The organism is Pseudomonas sp. TE3552, from assembly GCF_056278945.1.
In genome coordinates this window covers 2,865,235-2,878,707 of the sequence record NZ_JBWBQJ010000001.1, presented here as the reverse complement: position 1 = coordinate 2,878,707, position 13,473 = coordinate 2,865,235, and the positions used below count along the sequence as shown (strand labels likewise).

Genomic DNA, 13,473 nt, shown 5'->3' with positions numbered 1-13,473 from the left:
ACCGCCGGGCTGCGATGAAGTGACAGCAAGGCCGAAAATAAAAAATGGCCATTTGTGGAGAACAGCATGTCATTCAATACAAGTAGCTTCCAGCTTAACGGGCGCAGGGCCCTTATCACCGGTTCGGGCAAGGGCATCGGGCTTGAGTTGGCCAGAGGATTGGGAGCTGCGGGCGCCACTGTGGTGATCAATGATCGCAATAGTGACAAAGCGCAACTCATCGCAAGTCAATTGCGGGACGAGGGCGTAGCTACAGAGATCGCGGTGTTCGATGTTACCGATCAGGCTCAGGTATTCGATGTGATCAACCGCTTTGAAGCACAGAGCGGAGCCATCGATATCCTGGTGAACAATGCCGGTATTCAACGGCGCGCACCGCTGGAAGACTTTGCTGCGAACGATTGGCACGACTTGATGCGGGTCAACCTGGACGGCGTTTTCCATGTGTCCCAGGCAGTCGCCCGGCACATGATTGCCCGGCGTCGCGGAAAGATCATCAATATCTGCTCGGTTCAGAGCGAGTTGGCCCGCCCGACGATCGCTCCCTATGCGGCGTCGAAAGGTGCCGTGAAGATGCTCACCAAGGGCATGTGCGCCGAATGGGCGTGCCACGGTATTCAGGCCAATGGGTTGGCACCGGGCTATTTTGCGACGCAGATGAACCAGGCGCTGGTGGACAATCCAGAGTTTTCCCAATGGCTGTGCAAACGCACGCCGGCAGGCCGTTGGGGGCGCGTCGAGGAGTTATGTGGTGCCGCCGTATTTCTCGCATCCGCTGCTTCGGACTTCATCAATGGCCAGACGATCTTCGTCGACGGAGGCCTGACAAGCGTCGTTTGAATGTCACTCCCGCCGCAAAAAAAAACAACAACAGGGGACACCCAATGAGCAATCTCAAAGAGCAGGTAGCGTCGCTGGTCGATATTGACGGGCAGGCTACCGACGACAATCGTCCACAGGTCAAATCCAAAAGCTTTGCACCCAAGCGTTGGCGGTATCTGATTCCGCTAATTTTCATTACCTACAGCCTCGCGTATCTGGATCGCGCCAATTATGGCTTTGCCAGTGCCGCGGGGATCGAGCAGGACCTGGGTATCACCAAAAGCATGTCCTCGTTGATCGGGGCCCTGTTCTTTCTGGGTTACTTTTTCTTTCAGGTTCCGGGCGCTATCTACGCGCAGAAATACAGTGTGCGCAAATTGGTGTTCTGGAGCCTGATCTTGTGGGGCATCTGCGCGATGGCCACGGGACTGGTGACCAATATTCCGATGTTGATGGTGATCAGGGTGTCACTGGGCATCGTCGAGGCTGCGGTGATGCCGGCCATGCTGATCTTCATCAGTAACTGGTTCACCCGCAAGGAACGTTCGCGCGCCAATACATTCCTGGTCCTCGGCAATCCGGTCACCGTGCTCTGGATGTCAGTGGTATCGGGCTATTTGATTCACGCTTGGGGTTGGCGCGAGATGTTCGTGATTGAAGGCGCGCCAGCGGTGTTGTGGGCGTTTGTCTGGTGGCGGATGGCGCGGGACAAACCCGAGCAGGTCGACTGGCTGACTCAGCAGGAAAAAAACCGGCTGGCCGCGACACTGGCGGACGAACAGAAAGGTATGAAGGTGGTTCGTAATTACCGTCAGGCGTTTACCAGCCCGGTGGTGATCCAGCTGTGCTGCGTCCACGCGCTGTGGAGCATCGGGGTCTACGGATTCATCATGTGGCTGCCGACGATCATCAAACAGGCCGCGGCTGCGGATATTGTCACGGTAGGCTGGTTGAGCGCTGTTCCTTATGTCGCGGCCGTGGCTGCCATGCTCGTGGTGTCCTGGGCGTCAGATAAATCACAGCAGCGTAAACATTTTGTCTGGCCGCTTCTGGCGCTGGGTGCGCTGGCATTCTTCTGTTCGTATTTGCTTGGCCCGAGCCATTTCTGGCTGTCGTTTGCTTTGCTGACCATCGCCGGGGCTGCTTTGTACGCACCTTACGGACCTTTTTTTGCGCTGATCCCGGAAATTTTGCCCTCCAACGTTTTCGGTGGTGCGATCGGCTTGATCAACGCTTGCGGGGCATTAGGCGCCTTTGTGGGCTCGTGGATTGTTGGCTACCTGATCGGCCTCACCGGCAACCCCGGAGCGGCCTATATTTTCATGACCGTCGGTGTGCTGTCCTCGGCGTTGCTCATGGCTTGGGTGAAGGTGCGGCGATGAGAAACAAAATTGACCACGCGGTTGTCAGCGATCCCGGTAATGCGTCAGTAGCCGTTGTAGTGATGGGTGTTGCCGGGTGTGGAAAGTCGAGTGTCGCCCGCGCAATCGCCGACGCCCTGGGCGGTATGCTGATCGAGGGGGACACCTTTCACCCGCAAAAAAACATTCGGAAAATGCGCCAGGGCATCGCTTTGACCGACCTTGATCGAGCTGCCTGGCTCGCATCGCTCAACCAAGCGTTGCACGGTGCGATTGCCGCGGGGCTCTTGCCGATACTGGCGTGTTCGGCATTAAAGCAGTGTTATCGCGACATCCTGCAAAACGGTATTCGCAGCGTGGTAACGGTGTTCCTGCGATTGCCGGAGTCAGTCGCCGAAGCGCGGGTATCCTCACGCCCGGATCACTACATGCCGGCAACCCTGGTGGCGAGTCAATTTGCCGACCTGGAACCGCCTGAAGCCGGGAGCAACGTTATTTGTATCGATGCAACGCTGCCGTTGCCCGAGGTGGTTATGCAACTGGAGTCATGGTGGCGACGACGGCAGTGACATAGCTTCGGATCGAGTGTTACCAGTAGCAGGCCACTAGGTCGCCGGGCTTGATCCATTCGATGCCCATCGCACAAAGCAAGTAATAACGGGACAGATTTATTTTTCATGGCCTGAATGCCCGCTTTTGGCCGATTCTGTTGAAAAAGTCGGCTTCGGTTTCCACGGCAGAAAAGTACGCGCCTGAGATTGAAATCTGTGTTTTTGGCAGAAGGTTCAGGACTCGGATTTCACGTAGCAGCGTGCAAAAGAGGTGTTTTCACCCATCAATGTTCGAGCGTTTTGGGAAAACCGACTTTTTCAACAGAATCGGCCGATTTCTGCCTGTGACGTTGAGTCGCCACGAACCATTGGGTGATGCATGGGGATGTGCTTTTCCCGGAGAAAGTACGGAGTTTCAAGTACGGATTATCGGGACGTATGGTCATAAGGATGATCACCTCATCCGCCACTTCCATTCGCAGCGTCCTGGCATTTCGCAAACCAGCGTTCATCTTTGCTCATACCTGTACGCCGAACGGATGGGATCAGGCGGTCACTGACCATGCGGTATGCGGTTGTATGGCTGACACCGAGCATGCCCGCGCTTACTCAACTGAAATAAGGCTCATGGCAATAGCTCTCGGCCCCGGGCATTGCCGGCGGTGCGTGCATGGCCTCGTCGGCGCTGCGGGAGAGGGCGACGATCACGGTGATCTTTTGCATGACCAGGCACATCTTGCGCTCTTCCTGAATACCGGCTGCACCTCGCTTCATCTCTGCGTTGCGTTCCGCTGCGTTCACAACCGATTCGCAGCGCAATAGGGCGATTGTGCGCGGTATTGCAGGTTCGCTGGGACATCAGACGAAAGGCTTACTGAGTCATTCAAATGAATGATGGCTGGGTATTTGCCGCGAATTAGACTTGCACCGTCAAAATGCCATCGACTCTAGAGGAGTGTGCTCATGGCCACTATAAATGGCAATGATTCTGCCAATATCCTGACGGGTAGCGCCAGCAATGACACCCTCAATGGCCTGGGCGGTAACGACACACTCTACGGCAACGGTGGTGACGATACGCTGGACGGCGGCACCGGCAATGACCTACTTGTGGGTGGACGCGGCAGCGATACCTATCGGTTCGGCCTGGGCTATGGCTTCGATGTGATCGACAATTCCGGTGGCGCCAACAACGACGTCGACACCCTCCTGCTGACCAACCTCAACGCCAACCAGATCCGCCTGACCCGCATCGGCAACGACCTGGTGCTCAGCGTTCTGGCCAGTGGCGAGACCCTCACCGTGAGCAAGAACTTTCTCGATGCGGATCATGGGATCGACCGAATCCAGTTCGCTGACGGCAGCCGTTGGAGTGCCAGCGTGATGCTGGCCAATCTCTATTACCCGCCCGTCGTGCCAACCAATGGCGCCGATGTGATCAACGGTAATCCCGACGATGACAGTCTCCTCGGCCTGGGTGGCGACGATACGCTGTATGGCAACAGCGGTAATGACACGCTCGACGGCGGAAGCGGCAACGACCGCATGGAAGGCGGCGTGGGCAATGACACTTATGTGGTTGATGCCGCCGGTGATGTGGTGGTGGAGGCCAACAACGCCGGCGATGATCTGGTCCAGGCCAGTATCAACTACACCTTGGGCAACAACATCGAGCGCCTGACCCTGACCGGCAGCGCCAACATCAACGGCACCGGCAACGCGCTGGCCAACACCCTGATCGGCAATGCCGGAAACAACCTGCTTGACGGCGGTGGCGGTAACGACCTGATCCAGGGCGGCGATGGCAATGACACGCTGCAAGGCGGTGCTGGCAATGACAGCCTGAACGGCGACGCCGGCAACGACCTGCTTGACGGTGGTGCTGGCAACGACAGCATGGCGGGCGGCAGCGGCGACGATATCTACATCGTCGATCAGAGTGGCGACAGCGTTTCCGAACTGGCAGATGGCGGTAATGATACCGTCCGCGTTTCGCTGAACTACAGCCTGGGCGCAAACCTGGAAAATCTCGAACTCACCGGCAGCAGTAATCTCAATGGCACCGGTAATGCTTTGGCCAACCGACTCATCGGCAACGCCGGCAATAACCTCCTCGATGGTGGCGCCGGTGATGACTTTCTGGCTGGCCGCCGCGGCAACGACACCTACCGCTATGGCACGAACTATGGCAATGACGTGATCGATAACAGCGGCGGTGCCAACGCCGACGTCGATACCGTGCAGCTGGTCGGACTCAACAGTAGCAACGTGAGCTTCGTGCACACCGGCAACGACCTGCAGATGGTGGTGCTGGCGACCTCCCAGACCCTGACCCTGAAAAACTTTTATCTGGGCGCCGATTACGAGATCGACCAGCTTCGCTTCGGCAACAACGTGGTCTGGAACACCGCCGCCCTCAAGGCCGCGGCCACCAGCCCGGCCAACGTCGCGCCGACCTCCACCAACGACAGTCAGACCACCCTGGAGGACTCGCTGGTCATCCTCGGTAGCGCCGACTTCGGTACCTACAGCGACCCGGAAAACACTCCGCTGGCCGCAGTGAAAATCACCAGCCTGCCGTTGCTCGGCAGCCTGCAATACAACAACGGCAGTGCCTGGGTCGCGGTGGTTCAGGACCAGGTGATCAGCAAGGCCGACCTCGATGCTGGCAAGCTGCAATTTGTGCCGGCCCTCAATGGTAATGGCAGCGGCTACGTTGGCATCGGCTTCAAGGTCAGCGACGGCACAGCCTTCGCCGTCAATGCCAATACCCTGAGCATCAATGTGACGCCGGTCAATGATGCGCCGACCGTCAGCAGCCCGGTCAGCCTGGCCAATGGTGTCGAAGACACGCCCTATACCTTTACCACTGCACAGCTGTTGGCCAATGCCAGCGACGTGGACGCGGGCACTACGCTGAGTGTGCAGAGCGTCAGCGTCGACTCAGGCCTCGGAGCCTTGACCAATAATGGCAACGGCACTTGGACCTTCACCCCGGCGAGCAACCTCAATGGTCCGGTGAATTTCGCCGTGGTCGTGAGTGACGGCAGTCTTCAGGTCTCCACCTCGGCGCAGCTGAATCTGGCAGCGGTCAATGATGCGCCAGTAGTGAACGGGGTGCCGTGGACCGAGGGCAGCGAGAACGGATTCATCTCGGCGAATGTGAGTACGAGCGTACAGGACCCGGACGGTGATTCGCTGACCTACACTTTTGCTCCTCAAAGCAGCCTGGGCGGCAGCGTTGCAGGATTTGCCGAGTCCCCCGGGGCCTTCTTCTACAGTGCCAACTCGCCGGCCATCGACAGCCTCGGTGCGGGAGCGCAGGCAGTCGATGTGATTTCCTATACCGTGCAGGACGGGCACGGCGGTTCCGCCGCCGGCACCTTCGAGATCCACCTGAGTGGGGTCAACGATGCGCCGATCGTATCCGGGCCGGTTAGTTTGCCGGACGGCGTGGAAGACAGCACCTACACCTTCACTGCTGCCCAGTTGCTGGCCAACGCCAGCGACGTCGATGTCGGCGACAGCCTGAGCGTGCAGAGTGTCAGCGTCGACCCGGCCGATGGCTCGATCACGGCCAACCCCGACGGTAGCTGGACCTTCACCCCGGCGCTGGATCGCAACGGCCAGGTGGATTTTGCGCTGGTGATTGCCGACAGCGCTGGCGCGACGGTCGCAACTTCGGCCAACCTCAGTCTCGCGTCGGTTGACGATGCACCCGCCGCAGTGGCCACGGTGACTGCGCTGAGCGATGACAGCGGCACTGGCGGTGACTTCCTCACCAACATCGCCAGCCAGATCGTGAGCGGCACGTACACCGGCACTCTGAACAGCGGCGAGACCATCCAGGTCTCCGCCGATGGTGGCACCACCTGGGTCAATGCGGCGACCGATAGCGCGACCCATAGTTGGAGCGCCGGCGGCGTCACCTTGATCAGCAGCGGCACCGGCTTGCTGGTCCAGACCATCAATGCCACCGGCAACAGCCGCGCCGGCACCGGCCACAGCTACACTCTGGATACCAGCGCCGATGTCGGTAACGACCTGAGGGTCATGCTCGACGACAGCCGTATCAACAATGCCGAGAAGACCGCGGTCGCCTACACGGTTACTGGCCTCGACGCGGATGCCAGCGCCACCATCACCTTCAGCGATGCGACCAAAAACCACGTGGTCGGCGTTAACGGCAGCGCCGACCTGTCCAGTCTGAGCGATGGCCCGATCAACGTGTCGATCGTCGCCACCGATGTCGCTGGCAACAGCGCCGGCAACAGCCCCAGCAGCCCGACTAAAACTCTGACGTTCGATGATGTTCCATCTGGTTCCTTAACTTCTAATTACGGTGGCGTCAGTTTTTCTGGCGCCAGGGTTGTTCCTTCTTCGCCTGTATTGCCTTCTCACTCAGGTACGCAACTCGCCTATTCTGACGGTTTCATGATCGTCACCTTCAATTCCGGCAATATCCAAACGGTGTCGGCCTATGTTTCGGGTGAAGCGCAGACCGGCTTCTATGCTTTCAACGCCGCGGGCGCGCTTGTAGGGCTAGCGCTGTTGGCGGAGGACGCAGTTAATACCCTGCTGACCGTGACCTCCCCGGGCGACCCGATCGTGCGGCTGGACATCCACGACGGGGGCTCGCCCCTCGCGGTGGATGACCTTACCTTCACGAGCTCCGGCAGCCTGACGCTGGACACTACCGCCGACAGGGGGGGCGACCTGACGGTTACGCTGGCCGATTCCCTTATCAGCAATGCCGAGAAGACGACGGTCGCCTACACGGTTACTGGCCTAGACGCGGACGCCAACGCCACCGTCAGTTTCAGCGATGGCAGCCAAAACGTTGTCGGCGTCAACGGCAGCGCCAACCTGTCCAGCCTGAGCGATGGTCCAATCAGCGTGTCGGTCACGGCCAGCGACACGACCGGCAACACCGCCAACGGCACCGGCAGCACATTCACCCTCGATACCATCGCGCCGCTGGTGAGCGGCCCGGTGACCTTGGCCGGTGGCACTGAAGACTCCGCCTATACCTTCAGCGCCGCGCAACTGTTGGCCAATACCAGCGACATCGGCAATATGCCGAGCTTGAAGAGCGTCAGCGTCAGTCCGAACGATGGCACGCTCACCAACCATGGCGACGGTAGCTGGACCTTTACCCCGGCAGCCAACCGCAATGGTGCAGTGGCGTTCAATGTGGTGGTCACCGACGGCGGCAACGATGTGACGACCTCTGCCAACCTCAGCCTTGCACCGGTCAATGACGCGCCTGTTGTTAGCACCCCGAGCGCTTTGCCTTCGGGTACGGAAGACACGGCCTATAGCATTACCACCGCTCAGTTGCTGGCCAATGCCAGCGACGTGGACGGTGACGCTTTATCCATCGCCAATCTCAGCGCCAACCACGGCACGTTGGCCGATAACGGCGAGGGCAGCTGGATTTTCACGCCGGATGCTAACTACCACGGCGCGGTCACGCTCAACTACCAGGTAATCGATGGTAACGGCGGTTCGGTCAACACCAACCAGGGCTTCAGTCTGACGGCGATTAATGACGCACCGACAGGCGCGGTTGCAATCAGCGGCAACGCTACCGCAGGGCAGACACTGAGCGTGAGTAATTCGCTGGCCGATGTCGATGGGCTGGGAATCATCGGCTATCAGTGGCAACACTCGAGTGACGGCAACAGCTGGAGCTCCATTGCCAGCGCCACTGGCAACATCTACACGCTGAGCGCTGCTGAAGTCGGTCAGCAGGTTCGCGTCGAGGCGCGCTACATTGATGACGGTGGTACGGCTGAGGTGGTGGCGAGCGCTGCCACCACGGCGGTGGCCGCGCAGTTCAATCTGATCGAAGGCGGTGTCGGCGACGATCTACTGACCGGCACGGCGTCGGCCGACCGCCTGCTCGGTCACGGTGGTAACGACACGTTGTTTGGCCTCGCAGGCGATGACGAACTCGATGGCGGTGCCGGCAACGATCGGCTCGACGGTGGGGCGGGCAACGACAGCGCGGTCTACAGCGCCAACATGAACCAGTACACCGTTACCTTCGACCCGCATGGCTATCTGGCAGTCGAGGCGGGTGCAGGGAGTGGCGAGGCCGGGCGAGATCAGCTCAGCACTGTCGAGCAACTGCATTTTGCCAATGGCACTATCACGGTTAACGGCTCCCCGGGGGCGGAGGTGCTGGTCAACACCACCACGGCCAACGATCAATTGAGCCCGAGCATAACGGCGCTCGCCGGTGGCGATTATGTGGTGATCTGGCATGCGGCGAACTTGATTGGCGAAGGCTACGACATCTACGCGCAGCGCTATGACGCTAATGGCAACGCGCTCGGCGGCGAAGCATTGGTCAACGGCTTCCTCGCTAATAATCAGTCTAACCCCAGCGTGGCGGGGCTGGCCGGTGGCGGATACGTGGTGACTTGGCAATCGTTCGGTCAGGACGGCAACCTCTCGGGTATCTATGCGCAGCGTTACGACGCCGGTGGTGTGGCGCAGGGTGGCGAAGTGCGGGTCAACACTTTCATCAGCAATGACCAGGTAAGCTCGAGCGTGGCGGCTCTGACCAACGGCGGCTATGTAGTGAGCTGGATGTCCATGGGCCAGGACGGCAACAGCTGGGGTGTTTATGTGCAGCGCTACGCGGCCAGCGGCGCAGCCGTGGGCGGCGAAGTGCGGGTTAACAGCAATACTTTCGGCAGCCAGGAGCAACCGGCGATTGCCGCGCTCAGCGACGGCGGTTATGTGGTGACATGGATGTCTAGCGGGGACGGTAGCGGCTGGGGCATCTATTCACAGCGCTACAATGCCAGCGGTGTAGCCACGAGCGGCGAAGTGCCCGTCAATACCTTCACCACGAATGACCAGGCTTACCCGAGCGTGGCGGCGCTGGTCAACGGTGGCTATGTGGTGAGTTGGATGTCCTTGGGCCAGGACGGCAGCGGCTACGGCGTGTACGCGCAGCGCTATGATGCCAGCGGCGCAACTGCGGGGGGCGAGGTACGGGTCAATAGCACCACGTTCGACAGTCAGCAACAACCAGTGATCGCTGCGCTCAGCAGCGGTGGTTATGTGGTGAGCTGGATGTCCAACGGGCAGGATGGCAGCGGCTGGGGTATCTACGCACAGCACTATGACGCCAGCGGCGTAGCTGTCGGTGGCGAGGTACAGGTCAACAGCGCCACGTTCATCAGTCAGCAGCAGCCGACGATTGCTGCGCTCAGCGACGGTGGTTATGTGATGAGCTGGATGTCCGGCGATCAGGACGGCAGCGGCTGGGGTATCTACGCACAGCGCTACGATGCCAGCGGCCAGGCGGTCGCCAATACGCTGACACTGACGGGTGATACTGGCGACAACCTAGTCCAGCTGGGCAGCGGCGACGAGCGCATTGCCGGAGGTGGTGGCAACGATACCTTGTTCGGTGGAGAAGGCCACGATACGGCGCTGTACCAAGGCAGCCAGCATGACTTTGCCATTGGTGCGCAGAGGGTTGACCAGATCAGCGTCACCGATCTGAATCCTGCTGACGGTAACGAAGGTGTCGATACCTTGCACAACTTCGAAACTCTGCAGTTTGGCGATGGTGTGCGGCTGCAGGCACTGGGCGGCGAAGTGCGGGTCAACAGCACCGCTCTCGGCATTCAGGAGCAACCGGCGATCGGCGCGCTCAGCGACGGCGGCTATGTGGTCAGCTGGATGTCCTACGGTCAGGACGGCAGCAGCTCCGGCATTTACGCGCAGCGCTACAGCGCCAGCGGCGCAGCTGTGGGGGGCGAAGTGCGGGTCAACAGCACCACATTTGACAGTCAGATGTCACCGACGATCGATGGGCTCAGCGACGGAGGTTATGTGGTGAGCTGGATGTCCTATGCGCAGGACGGTAGCAATTGGGGCATCTACGCGCAGCGCTACGGTGCCAGCGGCGCAGCTGTGGGGGGCGAAGTGCGGGTCAACAGCACCACTTTCGACACCCAGCAGCAACCGACGATCGGCTCGCTCAGCGACGGCGGTTATGTGGTGTGTTGGAGTTCCATCGGCCAGGACGGCAGCGGCAACGGCGTGTATGCACAGCGCTACGGCGCCAGCGGCGCAGCCGTGGGCGGCGAAGTGCGAGTCAACAGCACCACGCTTGACCATCAGCAATCACCGGTGATCGACGGGCTCAGCGACGGCGGTTATGTGGTGAGTTGGATGTCCAATGTGCAGGACGGCAGCAGTTTTGGCATCTACGCGCAGCGTTACGATGCCAGCGGCGCAGCCGTGGGCGGCGAGGTGCGGGTCAACAGCACCACGCTTGACAGTCAGCAGGGACCTGCGATCGGCGCGCTAAGCGACGGCGGTTATGTGGTGAGCTGGATGTCCAATGCGCAGGACGGCAGCGGTTGGGGCATCTATGCACAGCGCTACAATGCCAGCGGCGCAGCCGTGGGCGGCGAAGTGCGGGTCAATGGCACCACGCTCGACAGTCAGCAGGAACCAGCGATCGGAGCGCTCAGCGACGGCGGCTATGTGGTGAGTTGGATGTCCTACGGGCAGGACGGCAGCGGCCCCGGCATCTACAGCCAGCGCTATGATACCAGCGGTGCCGCAGCGGGGGGGGAGGTGCGGGTCAATAGCACCACTTTCGACAGTCAGTATCAACCGGCGATCAGCGCTCTCAGCGACGGCGGTTATGTGGTGAGTTGGACGTCCAACGGCCAGGACGGCAGCAGCTCCGGCATCTACAGCCAACGCTACGACGCCAACGGCAACCCCGTCACCGATCACCTCGAATGGACCGGCGACTCCTCGGCCAACCTGATCCGCAGTACCCTCGAAACCGACTGGTTCAACGGCGGCACCGGTGCCGACACCTTCCAGTTCGCCCAATTGCCGGGCGATCGTGCCGATCTGATCACCGACTTCAGCCTGGGCAGCGACGTGCTGGCGCTCAACAGTGGGCTATTCAACCTGCAAGGCCAGACTGTCGCCGAGGCGTTGGCCAATGTCAGTGGTGCACAAAACGAGGTGGCGGGCGCGCATCTGGTGTTCAACCAGAATGACCACACTCTCTATTACGATGCCGACGGTGCAGCCAACGGCAACGCCGTCGCGGTGGTGACCCTGGTTGGGGTGGCGAGTTTGGCTGCGAGCGATGTGCAGCTCTTTGGCTAGACGCGCAGTCCGAGCTTGGGTTCTCGAACCCAGGCTCGGCTCGGCTTGTCGCCAGGAGCGCCAGACGGGCAGGCCGGTCGCCCGGATTCGGCGCTGTGCCGGCAGCAGCTTGAACGCGGCGGTTGGTTCAACTGTGCAGGCGGCCGATCAGGCTGGCCAGTTCGGCTTGGCGGCTGGTGTCGGTCTTACGGAACAGGGCGCGCAGTTGGCTGCGCACGGTATTGAGGGAAACATGCAGGCGCTCGGCGCAGGCTTCCGGGCTGAGTTGCTGGGCCAGTAGTTCGGCCAGGCGCCGTTCGGCCGGGGTGAGCTGGAAGAGCTCGGCCAGCAGGCCCATCTGCGGCTGGTTCTCCAGCAGCGCCAGCAGCACCAGCGGCTTCTGGAAGTGCTGGTTGAAGCTGGCTTGGGCCGGTACCGGGGTGACCAGCAGCTCCTGATGCATTGCGTTGAGGCGCAGCCAGCCGGCGTGGCGCTTGCCGTCCTTGCCGGCGGCGCGACGGATCAGCGCTAGCAGGTGGGTGTCCTGACTCTTGCTGTGCAGCCTAGTGAAGTGTTCATAGAGCGGGAAGCCACTCTGGCTCATGTGTCGCGCCGCCGCTCGGTTGCAATAGAGTACATGACCGTCGCCGTCCAGCAGCCAGAGCGGGGTGGGGTGGTGGTCCAGCAGCAGGTCGCGCGTGGCTAGCTCTAGTTCCATGCGGTTGACCTTGTTGGACAGTTTGGCGGCCTTGAGCAGGTGCGGGCTAACCCGCTGCAGCAGGGCATGCTGTTGGGCGGTTGGCAAGGGCGCGCCGACCTCGTTGAGTACGGTCAGGTAGATGCCCGAATCGGCCTGTTCCTCCAGCTTGACGCAGGAGAGGTTATGCAGCCCGAAGGGAATGTAGAACTCCTGATAATAAGGGTCGCGCCGGATGCGTTCGGGACCGAAATCTATGAGGTCGTTGTACCAGTGACCCACGCCGCGGGAGCGGACGAAATCAAGTCCCGGATCCAGATTGCAGTAGTGGCGGTTGTAGACGTCGATCCCGGCGGGGTCGCACAAGTTGAGGGTGGTGGAGGCGTGAGTGCCGTTCTTGCGGTAATCCGCGAACAGCAACAGGCCCTGCTGTCGCCCGCTGGCCGCAACCAGTAGTTTGAGCAGTGGCCGCCAGGCGGAGTCGTCCAGCACGCACTCATAACAGAGGCCGACCAATTCGTCGTAGACCTTCTGTTCATCCAGACGTGGCATGTCAAGCCTCTCTGCTAGCGGTTGGTATCGTGCCGTCGAACTTGCGGGCGTTACGCTTTCATATGGCTCATGGCCGACCTTCCTGCAATGCCGGTGGTCGGTGAAGGAGCTGTGCTGGGGGTGAAAAAAACTCCTGCGCCCAGGCCTGGCGTGGCGTGTTGCCAGCAACCCTTGCCCGGCAGCCCTGGCTGCAAGCCGGCTTTTCCGATGGATGGCCATTGGTGGATGCTGCTGAAATTTTCCCACTCGGCTGGCGCCGTCTGTTGCTGTCGCTCGGGGGAAGTACACGCACACGAGCTTGCCGGTATCGGTTTAGCAGCCTGCGACTTCTTTGCCTCCTGTCTTTTGC

Annotated in this window: 6 protein-coding genes; 4 read left to right on the top strand and 2 right to left on the bottom strand. The window is 60.6% G+C overall.

All coding sequences use genetic code 11. The features are described from left to right. The first annotated feature begins 66 nt into the window (after window positions 1–66). From ACZ9BB_RS12710 to ACZ9BB_RS12700, 3 genes are read left to right on the top strand one after another with little or no spacing between them, the layout of a single operon-like run. Window positions 67–840 (top strand): SDR family NAD(P)-dependent oxidoreductase, encoded by a 774-nt coding sequence (locus ACZ9BB_RS12710; protein WP_476214081.1) that lies wholly within the window; start codon window positions 67–69, stop codon window positions 838–840. Between the two features lie 44 nt (window positions 841–884). Then, complete coding sequence (locus ACZ9BB_RS12705; RefSeq protein ID WP_476218299.1) at window positions 885–2,204, top strand: MFS transporter; 1,320 nt, start codon at window positions 885–887, stop codon at window positions 2,202–2,204. Beyond that, window positions 2,201–2,752 carry a gluconokinase gene (locus ACZ9BB_RS12700; RefSeq protein ID WP_476214080.1) on the top strand — a complete coding sequence of 184 codons (552 nt, stop codon included), beginning with the start codon at window positions 2,201–2,203 and terminating at the stop codon, window positions 2,750–2,752. Before ACZ9BB_RS12705 ends, ACZ9BB_RS12700 begins: the two co-directional genes overlap by 4 nt. Window positions 2,753–3,343: 591 nt before the next feature. Here ACZ9BB_RS12700 and ACZ9BB_RS12695 read toward each other — a convergent pair. Next, window positions 3,344–3,508 carry a hypothetical protein gene (locus ACZ9BB_RS12695; protein WP_476214079.1) on the bottom strand — a complete coding sequence of 55 codons (165 nt, stop codon included), beginning with the start codon at window positions 3,506–3,508 and terminating at the stop codon, window positions 3,344–3,346. A gap of 189 nt (window positions 3,509–3,697) precedes the next feature. On the opposite strand from ACZ9BB_RS12695, the gene ACZ9BB_RS12690 reads away from it, so the two are divergent. Next, complete coding sequence (locus tag ACZ9BB_RS12690) at window positions 3,698–11,896, top strand: beta strand repeat-containing protein (protein WP_476214078.1); 8,199 nt, start codon at window positions 3,698–3,700, stop codon at window positions 11,894–11,896. Window positions 11,897–12,023: 127 nt separating this feature from the next. On the opposite strand, the gene ACZ9BB_RS12685 is transcribed toward ACZ9BB_RS12690, so the two are convergent. Continuing rightward, window positions 12,024–13,124, bottom strand: coding sequence for a helix-turn-helix transcriptional regulator (locus tag ACZ9BB_RS12685; protein ID WP_476214077.1), 1,101 nt, complete (start codon window positions 13,122–13,124; stop codon window positions 12,024–12,026). Window positions 13,125–13,473: the final 349 nt, after the last annotated feature.

Bases quoted from the DNA above. Each gene is read 5' to 3' on its own strand.
- ACZ9BB_RS12685 (WP_476214077.1), bottom strand. From the start codon at position 13,124: ATGCCACGTCTGGATGAACAGAAGGTCTACGACGAATTGGTCGGCCTC.
- ACZ9BB_RS12710 (WP_476214081.1), top strand. From the start codon at position 67: ATGTCATTCAATACAAGTAGCTTCCAGCTTAACGGGCGCAGGGCCCTT.
- ACZ9BB_RS12695 (WP_476214079.1), bottom strand. From the start codon at position 3,508: ATGAAGCGAGGTGCAGCCGGTATTCAGGAAGAGCGCAAGATGTGCCTG.
- ACZ9BB_RS12700 (WP_476214080.1), top strand. From the start codon at position 2,201: ATGAGAAACAAAATTGACCACGCGGTTGTCAGCGATCCCGGTAATGCG.
- ACZ9BB_RS12690 (WP_476214078.1), top strand. From the start codon at position 3,698: ATGGCCACTATAAATGGCAATGATTCTGCCAATATCCTGACGGGTAGC.
- ACZ9BB_RS12705 (WP_476218299.1), top strand. From the start codon at position 885: ATGAGCAATCTCAAAGAGCAGGTAGCGTCGCTGGTCGATATTGACGGG.